Below are 19,319 nucleotides of genomic sequence, written 5' to 3'. Positions count from 1 at the left end.
GGCGCAGGGGGCCTCGCCGGCGGGCGCGGCTTGAAAATCGGGGTCTGGATAAGCAACGAGGCCGCCCGGCCTGCGACGAATCGCGTCGCTGAGTGGGCAGCCTCGAAGGCTTGGAAGATGGGCGGCGATAATAACCGATCACCTTTGTTTTGAGCCCGCCGCCACTGGGTTTTCGGCTCAATCCTTACACCTGAAAACGACCCCATGAGCCTCACCCCCGACGACGTGAGCCGCATTGCCAACCTGGCCCGGCTGGAGCTGAAGCCTGCCGAATCCGCCAGCCTGCTCGGCAACCTGAACGATTTCTTCAAGATCGTGGACCAGATGAGCGCCGTGGACACCGCCGGCGTCGAGCCGCTGTACACGCCGCTGTCGGCCATCCAGCAGGTGCAGCTGCGCCTGCGCGAGGACGTCGTCACCGAGAGCAACCAGCGTGAGCTGAACCAGCGCAGCGCCCCGGCCGTCGAGGACGGCCTCTTCCTCGTTCCCAAGGTCATCGAATGAAGTCCGTTCACGACATGGGCGTGGCCGAACTGGCCACCGCCCTGAAAAGCCGTGCCCTGTCCAGCCGTGAGGCCACGCAGGCCCTGCTGGATCGCGTTGCCGCCCACGACCAGCAGCTGGGTGCCTTCCTGCACATCGACGCCGACGGCGCCCTGGCCCGCGCGGCCGCAGCCGACGCGGCGCTGGCAGGCGGAAATGCCGGCGTGCTGACCGGTATCCCGCTGGCGCACAAGGACATCTACGTCACGGCCGACATGCCCACGACGGCCGGCTCCAAGATTCTGGCCGGCTACCGCAGCCCCTTCGACGCCACCGTCATCGCCAAGCTCAACGCTGCCGGCACGGTGGCCCTGGGCAAGCTGAACTGCGACGAGTTCGCGATGGGCTCGGCCAACGAGAACAGCGCCTACTTCCCGACCCACAACCCCTGGGACCTGGGGCGTGTGCCCGGCGGCTCGTCGGGTGGCTCGGCAGTCGCCGTCGCCGCGCGCCTCGTGCCCGGCACGACCGGCACCGACACCGGCGGCTCCATCCGCCAGCCGGCCAGCTTTACCGGCATCACCGGCATCAAGCCCACGTACGGCGTGTGCTCGCGCTACGGGATGATCGCCTTCGCCTCCAGCCTGGACCAGGCCGGCCCCATGGCCCGCTCGGCCGAGGACTGCGCGCTGCTGCTGTCGGCCATGAGCGGTTTCGACGAGCGCGACGCGACCAGCGTGCAGCAGCCGCCGCAGGACTTCCATGCGCAGATGCTGGCAGCCCGCGACGGCGCGACGGCCACCCAGCCGCTGAAGGGCCTGCGCATCGGCCTGCCCCAGGAGTTCTTCCCGGCCGGCTTGTCGGCAGACGTCAACGCCGCCGTGCGCGCCGGCTTGGCCGAGCTGGAAAAGCTCGGCGCCACGCTGGTGGACGTCAGCCTGCCCCGTACCGAGCTGGCCATCCCCGTCTACTACATCATTGCCCCGGCCGAGGCGAGCTCGAATCTCTCCCGCTTCGACGGCGTCAAGTTCGGTCACCGTGCCGCGCAGTACGACGACCTGCTGGACATGTACAAGAAGACGCGCGCCGAGGGCTTCGGCCCCGAGGTCAAGCGCCGCATCATGATCGGCAGCTACGTGCTCTCGCACGGCTACTACGACGCCTACTACCTGCAGGCCCAGAAGCTGCGCCGCATGATCGCGGACGACTTCCAGCAGTGCTTCGCGCAGTGCGACCTGATCGCCGGCCCGGTGGCGCCCACCGTCGCCTGGAAGCACGGTGAGGGCAAGGACGACCCGACCCAGGCCTACCTGGCCGACATCTTCACGCTGCCCGGCTCGCTGGCCGGCCTGCCTGGCATGAGCGTGCCGGTGGGCTCTGGCGCCGGTGGCATGCCGGTCGGGCTGCAGCTCATCGGCAACTACTTCAAGGAAGGGCAGCTGCTGCACACCGCGCACGCCCTCCAGCAGGCGACCGACTGGCACTTGGCCAAGCCCGCAGGATTCTGATCATGCCCACCACGCCCAAACTCATCCGCGGCTACGAGGTCGTCATCGGCCTGGAAAACCACGTCCAGCTCTCCACGCAGAGCAAGATCTTCAGCGGCAGCTCCACCGCCTTCGGCGCGGCGCCCAACACCCAGGCTTCGCCGGTGGACCTGGCCCTGCCCGGCACGCTGCCGGTGCTGAACCGCGCCGCCGTCGAGCGTGCCATCCGCTTCGGCCTGGCGGTGGGTGCCAAGGTGGCGCCGCTGTCCATCTTCGCCCGCAAGAACTACTTCTACCCGGACCTGCCCAAGGGCTACCAGATCAGCCAGTTCGAGATCCCGGTGGTGCAGGGTGGCTCGGTGGAGTTCTTCGTCGGCGACGTGAAGCACAAGGTCAACCTGACCCGTGCCCACCTGGAAGAAGACGCGGGCAAGAGCCTGCACGAGGACTACCACGGCCAGTCGGGCATCGACCTGAACCGCGCCGGCACGCCGCTGCTGGAGATCGTCTCCGAGCCCGACATGCGCTCGGGCGCGGAAGCCGCCGAGTACGCCAAGACGCTGCACGCGCTGGTGATGTGGCTGGACATCTGCGACGGCAACATGCAGGAAGGCTCGTTCCGCTGCGACGTCAACGTGTCGGTGCGCAAGCCCGGCGAGCCCTACGGCACGCGCCGCGAGATCAAGAACCTCAACAGCTTCCGCTTCCTGGTCGACGCGGTGAACTACGAGGTGAACTGGCAGATCGACGAGATCGAGGACGGCCGCAAGATCCAGCAGGCAACGATCCTCTACAACCCCGACACCGGCGAGACCCGCGCGATGCGCAGCAAGGAAGACTCGGCCGACTACCGCTACTTCCCCGACCCCGACCTGCCGCCGCTGGTGATTGCGCCGGAATGGGTGGAGCGCGTGAAGGGCGAGATGCCCGAGCTGCCGCGCGTGATGGCGGCGCGCTTCGAGAGCGTGGACGGCCTGCCGGCCTATGACGCGACCATGATGACGCAGAGCCTGGCGACGGCGCGCTACTACGAGGCCGCCAAGGCCGCGGGCGCGGCGCCCAAGTTGGTGGCGAACTGGGTCATGGGCGAGATTTCGCGCCGGCTGAACGCCGAAGACCGCGGGATCGACGCGGCGCCGGTCAGCTCCGAGCTGCTGGCCCAGCTGATCGCCCGCATCACCGACGGCACGATCTCGAACAACGCCGCCCGGCAGGTGTTCGAGTCGCTGTGGAGCGGTGAAGCGAGTGACGTCGATGCCGTCATCGAGTCCAAGGGCCTGAAGCAGGTCAGCGATACCGGTGCCATCGAGGCCATCCTCGACGAGGTGCTGGCCGCCAACCCCAAGTCGGTGGACGAGTACCGCGCGGGCAAGGACAAGGCCTTCAACGCGCTGGTCGGCCAGGCGATGAAGGCGACCAAGGGCAAGGCCAACCCGGCGCTGGTGAACGAACTGCTGAAGAAAAAGCTGGGCTGAAGCCGAGACGGCGCCCGGGCGCTGTCAGCGCTTGGGCGTCGGAGCCGGTGCCGTCATCGGCAATTCGCCCAGTGGCGGCATCGAGCCTGGCGTAGCGCCGGCCCAGAGCTTCTTCAGCCGTGCGAATTCGGCGTCGAAAGTCTTGTTGATGCGCACGAGCTCGGCCTTCTGGTTCTCGATGAGCACGTGCTGGGCCTCGACGCCGGCGTCATTGGCGTCCAGCGCCTGCTTGAGCTTGGCCGGCAGGGGCTTGCCCTTGTAGAACTCGGCTTCGTCCAGCAGCGGCTTGCGCTCGGCGGTCAGGTCCTTGATGCGGCGCTCGGAGATGCGCATGGCCTTGTTGGCGTCGTCCAGCGAGGCGTTGCGAGCGCGCTGGTGAGCGGCCTCGGTGGGGTAGCGCAGCATCAGCGAGCGGTCGCGACGGATGGCGTCCTGCTGGGCAAGGCGGTCTGCCGCAGCGCGCCGGTCGGCGGCCTCCTTGGCCGCGCGGTCCTCGGGGCTGAGAAAGGGCGGCAGCGTCGTGCGCTGCGAACCATCGGGGTTGAGCACACGTTGCTCGCGCGACGTGCATTCGGGAATGGGACGGTCGCTCGTCAACTTGCGGCCATCGGCCGTCGTGCAGGTGTAGATGCCCTTGCCGGGCGTGGTGTCCTGCGCCAGCGCGGTGCTGGCGATGAACAGTCCGACAACGACGGGTAGCGTGCGCATCACAGCCAGTCAGACCCCGTAACGCTCTCGGTAGGCCAGCACGGCGGGGCGGTGGGCGGCGAGTTCCGGCGCGCCATCCAGGAAGCCCAGCAGGTCGGCCAGGCCGGCGATGGCGACGACCGCCAGGCCGTAGCGCTGCTGCACCTGCTGCACGGCGGACTGCGGGCTGTCGACACCGCCCTCGGCCGCCTTCTCCTGCCGATCCAGCGCGATGCTCACGCCGCAGGGCGTTGCGCCGGCGGCTTCGATCATCTGGATGGACTCGCGCACCGAGGTGCCGGCGGAGATGACGTCGTCGATGATGAGCACACGGCCCTTGACCGGTGCGCCGACGAGGGTGCCACCCTCGCCGTGGTCCTTGGCTTCCTTGCGGTTGTAGGCAAAGGGCACGTTGTGGCCGCGCCGCGCCAGCTCCATCGATACGGCGGCCGCCAGCGTGATGCCCTTGTAGGCCGGCCCGAAGATCATGTCGAAGGCAAGACCCGACGCGATCAGGCGCTCGGCGTAGAAGCCGGCGAGGCGGCCGAGCTTGGCGCCGTCGTCGAACAAACCGGCGTTGAAGAAGTAGGGGCTGAGCCGTCCGGCCTTGGTTTTGAACTCGCCGAAACGCAGTACGCCCGCCTCCACGGCAAACGAGACAAAGGACTGGGCGAGGGAGTCAACGGGCGCGGCGGACATGTCCAAAGATTCTAGGGGTCAAAAAAACAGGCCCGACCCCTAGAAGGGGCCGGGCCATCAGCTGGTTTTCACCAAGTCGCGGGCGAGGCCCGCATGACGTCTAGCGCTGAGTCAGTTGGGGACCGAGCTGTCCAGGAGTACCTGGCCAGGTCCGTCCCGCAAGGAACCCACTGAGTCAGGTGAGGACAGAGCAGTCCATGAGTACATGGCCTGGTCTGTCCCGCACTGTCAGAAGCTGGCCTTGAACTGAACGCCGTAGCTGCGCGGCTCGTTGACGATGCCGGTCAGGTTGTCGAAGTCGATGGCGGCGACGACCTGGCGGTGGTTGGTGATGTTGCGGGAATAGGCAGCCACTTCGTACTTGCCGTTGTTCCAGCCGTAGCCCACGCGCAGGCCACCTTCCAGAGCCGACTTGGCCTTGTACTCGACGGCCTCGTACAGGAACATGTTGTACTTGTCCTTGTAGGCCCAGTCGGTCAGCACGGTCAGTTCGCCGTCGCCGATCTCGGTGCTGTACTTCAGCGTCCAGTTCCACACCACCTTGGGTGCGCGCGGCAGCGGGTTGCCGTTGATGCTGACGGTGCCAGCCAACGGGCCGGCAGGGTCGAGCACCGTGCAACCGGTGTTGGGCGTCAGGAACTGGAAGCCCGCATTGCCGCAGGGCAGCACGAAGAGGTTGGCGTCCTTGATCTTCGTGTCGTTGTACGAGAAGCCCAGCGTCGTGCGCCAGTCGCGCGCAATGATGGCCTGCGCATCCAGCTCGAAGCCCTGGCCCTCGGCCTTGGCTGCGTTGACGAGGCGGTTCTGGTTGGTCGAACCCGAACCGGCCGTCAGCTGCATGTCCTTCACGCGGTACTTGAACACCGTGCCGCTGATGCGGGCGGTGTTGTCCAGCAGGTCGGCCTTGAAGCCGGCCTCGACGGACAGCACCTTCTCCGAGTTGGCCACCGAGATGGAGTCACCGAACAGCACGCGGCCCTGGATGGACGGCGCGCGGTAGCCGGTGGCAACGCGTGCGAACAGGCTGGTGGCCTTGTCGACGTTGTAGTTGGCGCCCAGGTCCCAGCTCCAGTTCGTGGACTTCGGCGAGGTGTAGAACGGGCCGATGACGTCGACGTTGTTGGCCTTGCCCGGCGTCCAGGTGCGCACCGCGTCGAAGTCCTTCTTGTCGTTCGTGTAGCGCAGGCCACCGCGGATCTTGAAGTCGGGCGTGACAGCGAAGTTCACGTTGCCGAACGCGGCCCAGGACTTGGCCGTCTGGTGCTGCACGGCGTAGCCGTTCTGCGGGTCGCCGACGGCGAAGCTGTCGAAGTTGAAGCTGTCCACCTGCAGCTTCTCGTTGAAGTAGTACAGGCCGGCGATCCACTGCAGCGGGTCGCTGGTGTTGGACTGCAGGCGGAACTCCTGCGTCGTCTGGCGCAGCGTGGGGATGCCGTCGGCCGTCTGGGCGTCGAAGGGGATGACGGACGGGTACGGCGTCGTCGAGCCGGAGGGGTAGTACTTCGGGCCGTCGGGGATGTTGCAGAAGCGGCAGCCGAAGCCGCCGTCCACGTCGCCGCGGCTGTAGAACTTGGCGCGGTCGTGGGCGGTGATGGAGTACAGCGACATGCCGTCGAAGTCCCAGCGCAGGCGCGCGCTGACTTCGCTGGACGTCAGCGTCTGCGAGTTGTAGCCGTCGGTCGGGTAGCTGGCGTCGTCGTAGCCGTCGACCAGGTCGTTCGAGCCGCGCTTGATGATGTTGGCGCGGAAGGTGGTGGCCGTGCCCTTGAAGTCACGCGCCTGGACCTTGAACAGGCCCGAGAAGTTGCCGTTCTTGTAGGCGGCCTGCAGGCGCAGCGCCTTGTCGTTGTAGCCCTCGAGGTCGGCCGTCGCGTTGGGCAGCGGGTTGTGCACGCGGTTGTCCTGGCGTTGCACGATGCCGGCGACGCGCATCTGCCAGTCGTCGTTCAGCGGCACGTTGACGGCGGCTTCCAGGTTGGCCGAGTTCCAGCGGCCGTAGCTGAAGTTGGCAAAGCCTTCCAGGCGCTTGCCCGGCTTGGCCGAGTCGAACTTCATGACGCCGGCGGGCGAATTGCGGCCGAACAGCGTGCCCTGGGGGCCGCGCAGCAGCTCGACCTGCTCCATGTCGAAGACCGGGAAGCCCTTCAGCGCGATGCTTTCCTGCACGACGTCGTCGTACACCAAGCCCACGGGCTGGGACGCGTTCATGTCGAAGTCGGTGTTGCCCAGGCCGCGCACGTAAAAGCGCGGGAAGGTGCGGCCGTAGTCCGATTCGATGTTCAGGCTGGGCACGCGGCCCGACAGCGCGCGAACGTCCTGGCCGCTGGCGTTGTAGGCGTCGAGCTGCTCGCCCTTGATCGCCGAGATCGACAGCGGCACGTCCTTCAGGTTCTCGGCCCGGCGGCTGCCGGTCACGATGACGGCCTCCAATTGACTCACGTCCTTCTTGGCCTCCGGCGCCGGCGCGGTCTGCGCCACGGCGGCCTGCATCGGGAAGGCCGCACCCAGTGCTAGCGCGAGCAGGGTCGGGTAAATGCGTTGTTTCGGCATGAGAAATCCTCGGGTTGGCGGGGGGAAAGGCATGCGGGGACGAAAAAATGGGCGCTCGTAACGCCTCTGATTCCTACGGGATCGTAAAGATCACGTGACGTTTCCGTGATGAAAGCGCACTGCTTGTGTTGTTCATTTGCTGCACTGCGATACTTCTCCAGGTCAAACCCTCTCCCTAATCCCGATGCGCTTCATCACCGCCAACCTCAACGGCGTGCGATCCGCCGCCAGCAAGGGCTTCTTCGACTGGCTCGACCAGCAGCAGGCCGACGCCGTCGGCGTGCAGGAACTCAAGGCGCAGGCGGATGTGGTGGAGGCCAAGTTCCGCCATTGCGACAAGCTCAGCGGCCACTTCCACTACGCCGAGAAGAAGGGCTACTCGGGCGTGGGCCTGTACACCAAGGAAGAGCCCAGCGACCTCATCACGGGCCTGGGGATCACCGAGTTCGACAGCGAGGGTCGCTGGGTCGAGAAACGCTTCGACAAGCCCGGCCGCAAGCTCAGCCTCATCAGCGTCTACTTTCCGAGCGGCACCAGCGGCGAGGAGCGCCAGGCGGTCAAGTACCGCTTCCTGGCCGCGATGCATCCTCACCTGATGGCACTCAAGGCCGAGCGCGAGTTCATCCTCGTCGCCGACGTCAACATCGCGCACAAGGAAATCGACCTGAAGAACTGGCGTGGCAACCAGAAGAACAGCGGCTTCCTGCCCGAGGAGCGCGCCTGGCTCACCAAGCTCTTTGACGATGGTGCCGAAGGGGGCGGCCTGGTCGACGTGTTCCGCACGCTGAACGACAAGGCCGAGCAATACACCTGGTGGAGCAACCGGGGCGCCGCGCGCGCCAACAACGTCGGGTGGCGGCTGGACTACCACCTCGCCACGCCCGGCATCGCCGCGCTGGCCCGGCGCGAGGCCATCTACACCGGCCAGATGTTCAGCGACCACGCGCCGCTGGCCATCGATTACGACTTTTCCCTGTAAGTCTCTCCCCCAGCCTGTGACCCCCGCGTAGTGCTGCGTAACCGGCGGCTACGGGGTGGGGGTGCCTCCTACAGCGGGTTGGACAGTGGGCCGACGCCGCGCGAGATGACCGCGCCCTAGAGTGGATTCCAGCCGGTGGAAACGCCCGGCCTCGCCGCCCGGCCCCCCGCCGGTCCCCCGCTTTGAAGGAGTCCCCCCATGTCCAGCCTCAAGACCGCCACCAGCGCACTGACCGCCGCTCTCCTCGTGGCCGGCATCGGCCTGGCCGTCGCCCAGACCGAAGACCAGCAGCAGCCGGCCGACCCGATGGTTGCCGCGACCGCCGTGCCCACCAGCGAGCAGACGCCCGCCGACCCCAACGCCGTGATGCCGGCCGACAACACCGCGCAGATCCAGGAGCAGCAGCAAACGCCGCCGGTTACGGACCCGGCTCTCGCCACGCCGCCGGCCGACGCCACGGCACCACTGCCCAGCACGAGCCCGGCCCAGCCCGCCACGGACAACTCGTACCCGACGCCCGCCCCCACGGCCAGCCCCCGCTACGAGCCCGCACCCCGCGCCGACCGCAACTGATCGCGTGGGCTGAGCACTTTCTCCGTCATCCGCCATGCGTTTCGGAGAAAGCGCTGACCTCGCTGCCGCGGCACGGCGGCGTGACGTTCTTTCCGGCCTGTTCCAGGGTGGCCTGATCGCCGCCCTGGTGCTGGCCGTCCTCTTTCTGTTCTTCGGCGACAGGCTCAAGCGCAAGCCCGCACACCCTCCGCAGCCCGCTCACGTCGCCGCAGTTGCACCGGCCAAAGCGCCGGCGCCGGCCGTCATCGAACGCCGCCTGGACTTCGGCGGCATCCGCACACCCCCCAGCGACGTCACCCGCGTCGCCGCCTGGGCCGTGCGCGAGGCCGACAACGGCGCCGCCCCCTTCGCCATCGTCGACAAGCGCCGCGCCCAGGTTTATGTCTTTGCCGCCGGCGGCCGCCTGCTGGGCACCAGCCCCGTGCTGCTGGGCTATGCAGCGGGCGACATGTCTGTCGCCGGCATCGGCCAGAAGGCCATCGACGAGATCAAGCCCCAGGAGCGCACCACGCCGGCCGGCCGCTTCGTGTCGGAGCCGGGCCGCAATTCGCTGGGCCACGACGTCGTCTGGGTGGACTACGGCGCCGCCGTGTCCATGCACCGCGTGCGCGCCACCAACCCCAAGGAGCGCCGCCTGGAGCGCCTGGCCACGCCGACGCCGGCCGACAACCGCATCAGCTGGGGCTGCATCAACGTGCCGGTCGACTTCTTCGACCGCACCGTCTGGCCCAACCTGGGCCGGGGCCGCGCCATCGTCTACGTGCTGCCCGAACGCCGCCCGCTGACGGCGTTCTTCCCCGCCGCCGCGCCGCAGCTGCTGGCGCAGGCCGGTTCCAGGTCAGGTAACAACGCCAAACCGTGAACTACTGATCTGTTGGTTACAAGAACCCCTTCCTAGACTGCCTCGCAAGGCAGGCGCGAGGGTTGCGCCGCCCAGGACAAGGGGCGTCGAGTGGGCAGCAGTTGGGCAGTTCGTGCCAGGGCAGGGGTGTGCGGCATCGCCACCGCGTGCAGCGTTCTTGCAGCGTCGGCCGCGGGCGCGCAGGGCATGTCGCGGCCATTGGCGGCGGACGCCCAGGACGGCCGGCCCTTCGCCATCGTCGACAAGCGCCAGGCAACGCTGTCCGTCTACGCCGCCGACGGCAGCCTCGTCGGCCGCACGCCCGCCCTGCTCGGCCTCACGCCTGGCGACACCGAGCCGCCCAGCTCGCGCGGCAAGGCGCCGTCGGCCCTGCAACTGCACGAGCGCGTGACGCCGGCCGGCCGCTTCGAGGCCCAGCCCGGCCGCAATCTGAGCGGCGAGCGCATCGTCTGGATCGACTACGAAGCCAACCTCGCCATCCACCGCCTGCGCCCCGCGCCGGCCAGCCAGCACCGCCCCGAGCGGCTGGCCTCCGCCAACCTGCAGGACCGCCGCATCACGCTCGGCTGCGTCGTCGTCGACCCGGCCTTCTTCGACCAGGTCGTGCTCCCCACGCTGGGCGGCGGCAAAAGCCTCGTCTACATCCTGCCGGAACGCGAGCCCGTCGTCGCGTCTGCCGGCGGTACGTCACACGCTGCGGCACCCTGAGTTCCCCGGCCATGCGCTCTGGCCCTAGGATGCCCGCGCATGACCCTGATCAGCATCGTCACCAGCTGCCTGAACGAGGCCGACAACGTCGCCGAGTTGCACCAGCGCATCAAGGCCCAGTTCGAGCCTGGCGGCCCCGCGGCTGACTTCGAGTTCGAGCACATCTACGTGGACAACGGGTCCACCGACGAGACCGTCGCCCAGGTGAAGGCGATTGCCGCTGTCGACCCGCGCGTCAAGCTCATCGTCAACGCACGCAATTTCGGCCATGTGCGCTCGCCGCTGCACGGCATGTACCAGGCCAGTGGCCAGGCGGTCATCTGCATGGCCTCCGACCTGCAGGACCCACCGGAGCTGATCGGCCAGTTCATCGCGCACTGGCGCGCCGGTTATCTGATCGCGCTGGGCGTGAAGCCGCACTCGCGCGAGACCTGGGCGATGGCGGTCATCCGGCGCTTCTACTACCGGGCGCTGGGCCGCATGGCCGACGTGCCGCTGATCGCCAACTTCACCGGCTTCGGCCTGTACGACCGCTCGGTCGTCGACATGATCCGCGCGCTGGGCGACCCCTATCCCTACTTCCGCGGCCTGATCGCCGAGCTGGGCATCCGCTACGCGACGGTCGAGTTCGAGCAGCCGGCGCGCATGCGCGGCATCACGAAGAACAACTTCTACACGCTGTACGACCTGGCCATGCTGGGGCTGACCAGCCACTCCAAGCTGCCGCTGCGGCTGGCCACGCTGGCGGGCTTCTCCTTGAGCGCGCTCAGCCTGCTGGTGTCGCTGGGCTATCTGGTTGCCAAGCTGATCTTCTGGGAGCAGTTCGCCATCGGCACGGCGCCCATCATCATCGGCCTGTTCTTCTTCGGCGCGGTGCAGCTCTTCTTCATCGGGCTGGTGGGCGAGTACGTGGCGGCCATCCACACCCAGGTCAGCAAGCGGCCGCTGGTGGTGGAGAAGGAGCGCGTGAACCTGCCGCCGGGCGACGCACTGCCGCGCCACTCCGGCGAGCCGCGCGCGTGAGCGAGGCCAGCGATCCTCGCCAGCTCGACCGGCTGGAGCTGGCGGCGCTGGGCTATCTGCTCGCGCCCATGCTGCCGTTTGTAGGGGGGTGGTGGCGCTTGCCCGTCGCCCTGCTGCTCAGCGGTCTGCTGGCGCTGACCGGCCATGCGGTGTGGTCGCGCCGCCGGCGAGGGCGGCAACCGCTGAGCACCGGGCTGTGGCTCGCGCTCGCAGGCGTTGCGCTGGCCTGGGTCGCGTCCAGCGGCCTGCTGGGGTGGCTGCCGCTGATGAATGACTGGAGCGTGCGCATGGTCGCGCTGCACGACCTGGCGGTCGGTGCGTGGCCTGTGGGCTACGGAGCGCTGCCCGGCGGCGAGGGCGTGCTGCGCTTCTCCGTGGGCTACTACCTGGTGCCGGCCGGTCTGGGCAGCCTGATCGGTGGCGTGGATGCGGCGCGGCTGCTGCTCGGGGCCTGGACGGCCTTGGGCGTGCTGCTGTTTCTGGCCCTCGTCGTGCAGTCCTGGCCCAGCCGCCGGCCCTTGGTCGTGGCCGGGCTGCTGGCGGTCCTCGTGCTGTTCAGCGGCATGGACCTGCCAGGCTTCATGCTGGAGAAGGCGCGTACACCGGATCTCGGCGAGCACATCGAATGGTGGGCGCCCTGGCTGCAGTACTCGTCGCAGACGACGCTGCTGTTCTGGGCGCCCAACCATGCGCTGCCCGCTTGGCTGGGCGTCACCCTCGCATGGCGGCACCGCGAGGCGGGGCTCGCGCTCGCGCCGGCGGCCTTGCTGCTGCTGGCCGCAGCGCTCTGGTCGCCACTGGCCTGCGTCGGGCTGCTGCCGGTGCTGGCCATGGCGACGCTGCACCGGCTGCCGTTGAGCGCCTGGTTGCGCGAGTTGTGGCGGCCGGCCGTGCTCGCAGTGCTGCCAGTGATGGCGTTGTTGGCCGCGTTCGTCAGCTTCGGCATCGTCACCGAGGCATTGCCGGCGGAGCGACGCGAATCGGCCGACGTGGTGGCCTCGGTGGTCACCTGGTACCAATGGATCTGGTTCCAGCTGTTCGAGTGGGGCTTCCTCGCCGGCGCGCTGCTGGCGATGGGGCCACGCCGCTTGGGCTGGACGTTCTGGACGGCCTGTGCACTGTTGTTCGCGTTGCCGCTGCTGCGCTTCGGGCCGGGCAACGACCTGGTCATGCGAGCCGGCATCGCGCCGGTCACGCTGTTGATGTTGTGCGCGGCGCGAGCCATCGGCGATGCCGCAACGCCGGCGCGCTGGCGGTTCGCCGTGGTCGTGATGCTGCTTGTCGGCGTGGCCACGCCGGCACAGGAGCTATGGCGTCAGACGCGGCCGGGTTCGCGCTGGCCCGATGACGGACGCAGCATGGCGAGCTACGAGGGGCAGGCTTGGCACTACGTGGGCCGATTGGCACCGGGGCCCATGGCCAACCTGCTGCGTCAGCCGCAGGATTTGCCGCAGAGCAAGGCCAGAGCCTCGGCACCCTGACTGCCCAGCGCCAGGCGCGTCTCGGCCTCGACCTGGAGGCCGCAGCCCTCCAGCAGCCGGCGCAGGCCGGCCGCGCTGAAGAAGTTGATGTGCTCGTGCCAATGGCGCTTGCGCCGCCAGGCCGCCGCATCGGTCTCGGCGGCGCACATCAGCGCCTCGAAGGGCACTTCGACGTAGAGCCGGGTTCCGGGGGCCATGACCTTGCGAATCTCGTCGACCAGCGTCGCCGGCTCGGGCACATGTTCCAGCACATGGGCCAGCACGATGAGGTCGTAAGGCGCTTGCGGCGCGGCGACAGCGAGCGCGCCTTCGACGAGCGGCCGGCCCGAGATGTCGAGCACGTGGTGCAGCGCCGCCTCGTGCCGCAGCGGCGTGTTGCGGCCCGTGTCGCCGCCCCAGTCCAGCACGACGGGCCTTGCCGGCAGGTGCGGGCGCAGGAAGGCCTCGACCTGCGGAATGTGGCCGTCGCCGGCCAGCAGCGCACGGTTGCGGGCGGCATAGCCGGGTTCGAAGCGCTCGCGCTGGGCTTCGTACTCCGGGCCGCGGTAGTCGCGGTACAGCCGCGCCATCTCGGCGTCGTCGAAGCGCATGTCGAGAAACAGCACGCCGCAGCCAGGGCAATGCAGGCTGGCGCACAGCGCCTGGGCATGGCCCAGTGGCAGGTCGCGCAGGCCCCAGTCGGCTGTGATTTCGCAGGGCTCCCAGCCGAGCGTGCGCAGCGCGACGAAGGGCATCAGCACGGCGCTCTGGCGTTCGAGCGCCGTCGAGCCGCAGCAAATGCAATGAGTGGCGATGCGGGGCATGGTCAGGCCTGCAGGGAGTGCCAACGCGCCGTGCGCTGGATGGCGAGGTCCAGCGGCGTCCAGGCCTTCAGGCCCAGGCTTGCCGCGCGGTCGATGTGGGGCAGGTAGAAGCGACGCGCTTCGCCGGGTTGCTCGGGGCCTACCGAGATATCGGCCTGCGGCGCCAGCAGGTCGCGCACGCGCCTCGCGAGGTCGACGACCCGGATGCCTTCGCCGCCCCCGACATTGACGGGCCAGGCGGCGGGTGCCTTCAGCAACAGCAGCAGCAGCCACCAGGCCAGGTCGGCGCCGTAAAGGTAGCTGCGCACGGCCTGCCCGGCCGAATTCAACTGCAACGTGCCGCCAGCCAGCGCATCGCGGATGAAGTTGCCGATCGCGAAATGACTGTCCAGGTCCAGCCCGGGGCCGACGAAGGCGAAGCAGCGCGTCAGCACCGCAGTGCAGTCGTGGCTTTGCGCATGCATGACGGCCAACAATTCCGATGCGCGCTTGGCCTCGCCATAGGCGCTGCCGGGGCTGGTCGGGTCGCAGGCCAAAGAGGCATCTTCGGCGACGGGCTCGGGCGGCAGCGCGCCGTACTGGGCGCCGGAACCGGTCAACAACAAGCGACGCACGCCATGCGTGGCTGCGAAAGCCAGCGCCTGGCGTGAGCCGGCCAGCACGCCATCGAAGACGGCTTGCGGGAGCACATGTGCGCTCGCGTGCGTGTCGGTGGCTGCATGCAGCAGCAGGTCGAAGGCGCCGTCGCCCGGCCAGGGCTCGCGAGCGTCGCCCGGTACCAGTTGCAGCCACGGCAGCCGTGCGGTCCAGGGCTGGGCCTTGAGGAAGCGCTGCGGGTCACGGCTGAGGGCCACGACCTCGAAGCGCAGGCCGCGCGCGTGTTGGTGGGCCAGCAGGGCCAGCAGGTTCTTGCCAAAGAAGCCCGTGGCGCCGCTCAGGAACAGGCGCTGCCCATCCAGCGCGTCGAGACCGGGGGCAACGGCCGCGATGCGCGAGAAGTCTTCGGCCAGGTAGGCCGCCAGGTCGCTCACAGGCCGCGGTTGTAGATCAGCTGGCGCAGCGCGGGCGTGCTGGCGTAGGGACTCTCAAGGTCGTCGATCATCAGCGGCGCGTCGGCCTTGAGCTCGCGGGTGGCGTGCTGACCGTTCATGACTTCGCGGCATGACAGCTGGCCCTTCTGCAGCGGGATGGCCAGGTAGAAGTCGCGGTCCACGCTGTTGTGGTGGAACTCGTAGCCGGCCGGCAGGTCGCGCTTGAGGTAGACGCCGCGCACCAGCTGGTCCAGGTACTCGATCTCGCGCCGGCTCGGGATGCGCTTGCTCTGGCCGCTGGCGCCACACATCTCGCGGGCCTGGTGGAAGGCCTTGAACCAGGTGTCGATCTGGTGCGGCAGCGAGCAGTAGGGCGACACCGCGATGCCGCCGTCCTCGATGTCGATGTGGCGCTCCCAGGTGCGCGCGCCCTTGGCGTAGGACATCAGCATGGAGCTGCTCCAGTCGCTGTACTCGTGCGTGGAAAAGCCAATGACGAGGCCAGGGTAGCGGCTGCGCAGGTAATCGATCTGGTTGAGCTCCAGCTCGTCGTCCTCCGACGGGTAGAGCGACACGCAGTGGTTCAGCGACAGCGGGATGTGGCGGTTGGCGAAAAAGGTGACGAGGTCGTCCAGGTCCTTCTCCGACGAGCCGCCGGTCGAGACGATGACGGGCTTGCGCGTCTTGGCGATGCGGTCGAGCAGGAACCAGTCGTTCAGGTCGGAGCTGGCCACCTTGATGATGGGCAGGTCGAACTCCTCGCACAGGTCCACCGAGGCTTCGTCGAAGGCCGTGGCCATGGGGATGCAGCCCTGGTCACGGATCGCGGCGATCAGCGTCGCGTACTCGTGTTTCTCGAGCTTGGTGGCCTCGGTCTTCTTGACGTAGCGCAGGTCCTCGCGGCCTTTGAAGGAGGGGGAGATAAAGTGATCGACGTCACGGAACTGCAGCTTGATGGCGGCGCGCACGTTGTTGAAGCGCACGACCTGGGCAAAGGCATTGATGATCTTCAGGCCCCGCTCGACGCTGCCCCAATGGTTGTTGGCCAGTTCCAGGACAAACAGGTCACTGAATATCTTGTTCATGCAATGCCTCAAAAGCGGCGGGAATTCCAGGCGCCCGGATTGTGCGCTCCGCCGGCTGATGGTGACGCCATGCCGCCTCCCATGACGGACCCGGCGGCGGCCGTTTCGTCATTTCTCGCACGCGGCGGCCAGGTTGTGACCTTCGATGTGTTCGACACCTTGCTGTGGCGACGCGTGCTGTTCCCGGCCGATGCGTTCGGATTGATGCGTGGCGGGCGGCACGCCCGCGCCTGGCGCATCCTGGCGGAGATGGGGGCCACGGCCTGGTGCCGCCGTGTGTTGCGGCGCGAGCCGCGGCTGGCTGACATCTACCGCCTGTTTCCGTTCGATCCCGAGGACGAGATGGCGCTGGAGGTTTCTCTCTGCCGTCCCAACACCCGCTGCCTGAACCTGGTCAGGCGGCTCGTCGCCGACGGCGTGCGGCTGGCTGCCCTGTCGGACATGTACCTCAGCGGCGCGCAGATTGCCCGGCTGTTGCGTCACGCCGGATTTCCGGATGTTCCGGTCTACGCCTCATCCGATGTCAATCGGAGCAAGTCCGCCGGAGGCGCCCTGTTCGCTCATGTGGGTGCTCAACTCGGGGTGCCGCCCGCATCGTGGCTGCATGTAGGCGACAACCCGCATGCCGACATCGCGATGGCCGAGCAACACGGCCTGCAAGCCTGTCAGGTGCGTGCGCCACGCGACCTGCTTCTGGGGCTGCTCCCCGCGCTCGCCACGAAGCCGCGGACGGCGTTCGAGTCGAGTTTCCTGGGCGAAGTCGCAATGGCGCTTTACGAGCGTTTTGGCGCAGATGACTTGCCCCCCCAGGCGCTGGCCGCGCCTCTGGAACATGCGATGGCATCGGCCCGGCGGGACGACCCGCGAGGCGCCTGGGGAGCCGTTGATCAGGCCTTCGCCGAGGTGGGCGCATGAGGTTGCCACACGGGCTGACGGTGGTGCTGGTGGAAGGTGTCGTCTTTTCCGCCTTCGGTGCGGTGCTCGGCCTGCTCTGCGCCCGCCATTGGGGCCCGCAACTGGCGGGGGTGACGGCCCTGTCGTTCTCCATGGCGGCGCTTTGCGCCATGGTGGCTCAACTGGGCACGGACCAGATCGTCATCACTCGCTTCGTCGGCGAGCGCGACCCGGCGCGGCTGGCCCGGGTCGTGCTGCTGCTGAGGGTTTCGTCGACGTTGCTGGCGCTGGGAGCGCTCGCCGTGGGCACGGCGGCCATGACCCAGGCCCTCGGGCCCTGGTGGTTGCTGCCGCTGCTGGCATTTCTGCAATCGGCCGTCGGGGTGGTGGATGTGTGGCGGCTGCGCTCGCAGGCGCTGAACAGTCTGCACCGACAGTCGCCCTGGCGAATTCTGGCGGCCAGCCTGTTTTTTGCGGCCAAGCTGGGGGCACTTACCCATTGGCCGGCGACCGTCAGCGTCTGGTGGGTCACGGGCTTGAGTGTGGTCGAGGCGCTGGTGATGCTGACCATCTCCGTGGTCGTCAGCCGCAGCAACGACCCTTGGCCCGGCGCGGGCGGCGCGTTACCGCATGCGTGGCGGGAGGAACTCCGACAGCTGGTGCGAGCAGCTTTGCCGCTGTTCGCGGCAGGTTTCGCGGTGACAGCCTTTCTGCGGCTGGACTACTTCATGCTCGCGCGCTTGACCAATGACTACGAGTTGGGCCTTTACGCGTCAGCGATGCGCGTGCTCGAGCTCTACATGGCGGTCGGCAACCTCGCGCTGATGCAGTTCCTGCCCCAGCTGGTGCAGAGCCATCGAGAGTCGCCGGGTGCCTACGCCGACCACCTCCGATCGGCTTTCGGGCTGGCCTACCTGATCGCCCTGGCCATCATCGGGTTCAACGCGCTGGCAGGGGAGGCCTTGATCGTTTGGGTTCTCGGGGCGGCGTACGCGCCGGTGGCCACAGCCTCGACGCTGATCTGCCTGCTCGGTGTGCCGCTGCTGTCAGGCACGGTGCGTGGCTTTGCGATTTCCATCGAAGGCCTGCATGCCTACCACCTCCTGTGCGCGCTACTTGGCCTTGCGCTGGGCGTGCCCATGCTGGCGCTGCTGTTGCCGGCGTACGGTTTCCGGGGGGCGCTCTGGTCGGACGGGTTCACCTATGTGGCCACGGCCATGTTGACGTCGGTGGCGTTTCCGGCCCTGCGTCCCATCGCGTGGGCGCAGTGGTGTCCGCGCTTGCCCCGCCTGTACAGGGATGTTCGGCCATGACGACGCTGGCGCCAGAGTTGCAACCCATGGCCCGCCAGGCCAGCGCGCTGCTCGCCTGGCTGAGCATCGAGCTGGATGCGCACGCCCGCAGCCTTGGGGTGGCGCAAGTGCTGTTCATGACGCGGGAAGGCCTGCTCTTCAAGCCGTACTTCGAGCGGTTCCAGGCGGCGCGTGGCGCGGCCGTGCCTGGCGCGGAGTTGCTGCAGGTCAGCCGACTCTCCACGTTTGCCGCCTCGCTGCATGGGCAAGGCGCCGAGGGTTTGGCGCGCCTCTTCTCCCAGTACCCGCAGGCTGGTACGGCACAGCTCCTGGCCTCGCTCGGTGAGCCTGGAATATGGCCCGGGCCATCCATGGCGGCCTGCGGCGAGGCGCTGGGTCAACTGGTGGCGGGCACCCCCGCCTTGCGTGCCTGGCTGGCCGAAGTGGCCGCCCGGCGCCACGCCGAGTTGTCGGCCTATCTGCAAGCCGCGCATGCGCACATCCAGCGTGATGGGCGTGCCCTCGTGGTGGACATCGGCTGGCGCGGCACCATCCAGGACAACCTCGCGCTGGCCTTGCCCGGCGTGCGCTGGGAAGGCGTCTACATCGGCCTCTACCCCTTCATGAACCCACAGCCCGCGAACGCGGTCAAGCGGGCGCTGCTCTTCGATGCCGTCAGCTCGGCCCGCATGCCAGGCGACAACCTCATGCCGATCGAATATCTGTTCCACCAGGCCGTCGGCACGGTGGCTGGCTACCAGGAGGGCCAGCCCAGGACCCTGGGGCGCGAGGCAGACGACCCCGTGAGCACGGCCTTCCAGGCTGCGGTGCTGGAGGATGCCGCTGCACGCGCGGCGCAATGGCAGGCGGTGCCCGACGAGAGCACGCTCGTCAGCTGGCGCCAGGAGGCCATGGACTTCTGGCGCAACTGCCAGCAAATGCCGTTGCCCTTGTTCCAGGCCTTGTGCCGCTACCGGCACGAGGAGACTTTCGGGCTCGGGCAGGTGGTGAACATGGCCGACGCCGTGTCGCCGCGCGCGGCGCTGCGCAGCCTGGCCTCACGGCGCGATCGGGCACTGTTCCTCCAATACGTGGCCGCCTTGCCGCTGGGCTTGCGGCAGGAGCCCGGCCTGGGGCCGTGGTTGCGCGCCTGGCTGTACCTGCGGCATGTGTTGCGGCGGTTACGCTCCAGCGTGGGGCAATGAGG

General features: G+C 68.3%; 18 protein-coding genes. 12 read left to right on the top strand and 6 right to left on the bottom strand.

The genetic code is table 11. The features are described 5' to 3' along the window. Window positions 1-204 precede the first annotated feature (204 nt). From gatC to gatB, 3 genes are read left to right on the top strand one after another with little or no spacing between them, the layout of a single operon-like run. A complete protein-coding gene (gene gatC, locus AC07V5_RS02840) occupies window positions 205-504 on the top strand; it encodes an Asp-tRNA(Asn)/Glu-tRNA(Gln) amidotransferase subunit GatC (RefSeq protein ID WP_495114063.1) in 300 nt (99 codons plus the stop codon). Further along, window positions 501-1,991, top strand: a complete 1,491-nt coding sequence (gatA, locus tag AC07V5_RS02835) for an Asp-tRNA(Asn)/Glu-tRNA(Gln) amidotransferase subunit GatA (RefSeq protein ID WP_495114062.1) — start codon at window positions 501-503, stop codon at window positions 1,989-1,991. Before gatC ends, gatA begins: the two co-directional genes overlap by 4 nt. Window positions 1,992-1,993: 2 nt before the next feature. Next, a complete protein-coding gene (gatB, locus tag AC07V5_RS02830; RefSeq protein ID WP_495114061.1) occupies window positions 1,994-3,445 on the top strand; it encodes an Asp-tRNA(Asn)/Glu-tRNA(Gln) amidotransferase subunit GatB in 1,452 nt (483 codons plus the stop codon). Between the two features lie 24 nt (window positions 3,446-3,469). On the opposite strand, the gene AC07V5_RS02825 is transcribed toward gatB, so the two are convergent. The 3 genes from AC07V5_RS02825 to AC07V5_RS02815 all read right to left on the bottom strand — a co-directional run bounded on the left by AC07V5_RS02825 (window position 3,470) and on the right by AC07V5_RS02815 (window position 7,381). Then, window positions 3,470-4,153 carry a hypothetical protein gene (locus AC07V5_RS02825; protein ID WP_495114060.1) on the bottom strand — a complete coding sequence of 228 codons (684 nt, stop codon included), beginning with the start codon at window positions 4,151-4,153 and terminating at the stop codon, window positions 3,470-3,472. Window positions 4,154-4,162: 9 nt separating this feature from the next. Beyond that, on the bottom strand, window positions 4,163-4,831 hold the full coding sequence (gene pyrE, locus AC07V5_RS02820; RefSeq protein ID WP_495114059.1) for an orotate phosphoribosyltransferase: 669 nt from the start codon (window positions 4,829-4,831) through the stop codon (window positions 4,163-4,165). Window positions 4,832-5,059: 228 nt separating this feature from the next. Next, a complete protein-coding gene (locus AC07V5_RS02815; protein WP_495114058.1) occupies window positions 5,060-7,381 on the bottom strand; it encodes a TonB-dependent receptor in 2,322 nt (773 codons plus the stop codon). A gap of 184 nt (window positions 7,382-7,565) precedes the next feature. Here AC07V5_RS02815 and AC07V5_RS02810 point away from each other — a divergent pair, with 184 nt between their 5' ends. The 6 genes from AC07V5_RS02810 to AC07V5_RS02785 all read left to right on the top strand — a co-directional run bounded on the left by AC07V5_RS02810 (window position 7,566) and on the right by AC07V5_RS02785 (window position 13,007). After that, complete coding sequence (locus tag AC07V5_RS02810; protein WP_495114057.1) at window positions 7,566-8,360, top strand: exodeoxyribonuclease III; 795 nt, start codon at window positions 7,566-7,568, stop codon at window positions 8,358-8,360. A 198-nt stretch (window positions 8,361-8,558) separates the two neighbouring features. Continuing rightward, complete coding sequence (locus AC07V5_RS02805) at window positions 8,559-8,933, top strand: hypothetical protein (RefSeq protein ID WP_495114056.1); 375 nt, start codon at window positions 8,559-8,561, stop codon at window positions 8,931-8,933. Window positions 8,934-8,967: 34 nt separating this feature from the next. After that, a complete protein-coding gene (locus AC07V5_RS02800; protein WP_495114055.1) occupies window positions 8,968-9,795 on the top strand; it encodes a hypothetical protein in 828 nt (275 codons plus the stop codon). A 186-nt stretch (window positions 9,796-9,981) separates the two neighbouring features. Further along, complete coding sequence (locus AC07V5_RS02795; protein ID WP_495114054.1) at window positions 9,982-10,503, top strand: L,D-transpeptidase; 522 nt, start codon at window positions 9,982-9,984, stop codon at window positions 10,501-10,503. A gap of 39 nt (window positions 10,504-10,542) precedes the next feature. After that, window positions 10,543-11,526, top strand: coding sequence for a glycosyltransferase family 2 protein (locus tag AC07V5_RS02790; RefSeq protein WP_495114053.1), 984 nt, complete (start codon window positions 10,543-10,545; stop codon window positions 11,524-11,526). Next, window positions 11,523-13,007: a hypothetical protein gene (locus AC07V5_RS02785; RefSeq protein ID WP_495114052.1), complete on the top strand. Its 1,485-nt coding sequence runs from the start codon at window positions 11,523-11,525 to the stop codon at window positions 13,005-13,007. Before AC07V5_RS02790 ends, AC07V5_RS02785 begins: the two co-directional genes overlap by 4 nt. Here AC07V5_RS02785 and AC07V5_RS02780 read toward each other — a convergent pair. The 3 genes from AC07V5_RS02780 to AC07V5_RS02770 are packed head-to-tail and all read right to left on the bottom strand — an operon-like array spanning window position 12,959 to window position 15,926. Beyond that, entirely contained in the window at window positions 12,959-13,810 is an 852-nt protein-coding gene (locus AC07V5_RS02780; RefSeq protein WP_495114051.1) for a class I SAM-dependent methyltransferase, read from the bottom strand. The genes AC07V5_RS02785 and AC07V5_RS02780 overlap by 49 nt on opposite strands. Before the next feature lie 2 nt (window positions 13,811-13,812). After that, window positions 13,813-14,841: an NAD-dependent epimerase/dehydratase family protein gene (locus AC07V5_RS02775; protein WP_495114050.1), complete on the bottom strand. Its 1,029-nt coding sequence runs from the start codon at window positions 14,839-14,841 to the stop codon at window positions 13,813-13,815. Then, window positions 14,838-15,926 (bottom strand): N-acetylneuraminate synthase family protein, encoded by a 1,089-nt coding sequence (locus tag AC07V5_RS02770; RefSeq protein ID WP_495114049.1) that lies wholly within the window; start codon window positions 15,924-15,926, stop codon window positions 14,838-14,840. Before AC07V5_RS02770 ends, AC07V5_RS02775 begins: the two co-directional genes overlap by 4 nt. Before the next feature lie 69 nt (window positions 15,927-15,995). On the opposite strand from AC07V5_RS02770, the gene AC07V5_RS02765 reads away from it, so the two are divergent. Genes AC07V5_RS02765 through AC07V5_RS02755 form a run of 3 tightly spaced genes read left to right on the top strand, consistent with a single transcriptional unit; the run spans window position 15,996 to window position 19,317 of the window. After that, window positions 15,996-16,841 (top strand): HAD family hydrolase, encoded by an 846-nt coding sequence (locus tag AC07V5_RS02765; protein WP_495114048.1) that lies wholly within the window; start codon window positions 15,996-15,998, stop codon window positions 16,839-16,841. Further along, complete coding sequence (locus AC07V5_RS02760; RefSeq protein WP_495114047.1) at window positions 16,838-18,133, top strand: oligosaccharide flippase family protein; 1,296 nt, start codon at window positions 16,838-16,840, stop codon at window positions 18,131-18,133. The genes AC07V5_RS02765 and AC07V5_RS02760 overlap by 4 nt, the downstream gene beginning before the upstream one ends. Then, entirely contained in the window at window positions 18,130-19,317 is a 1,188-nt protein-coding gene (locus tag AC07V5_RS02755; RefSeq protein WP_495114046.1) for a hypothetical protein, read from the top strand. The genes AC07V5_RS02760 and AC07V5_RS02755 overlap by 4 nt, the downstream gene beginning before the upstream one ends. Window positions 19,318-19,319 lie beyond the last annotated feature (2 nt).

The organism is Roseateles sp. GW821-FHT02E12 (assembly GCF_059421665.1).
The sequence above is the reverse complement of the archived record's forward strand: the minus strand, read 5'-3'. Positions and strand labels throughout refer to the sequence as shown.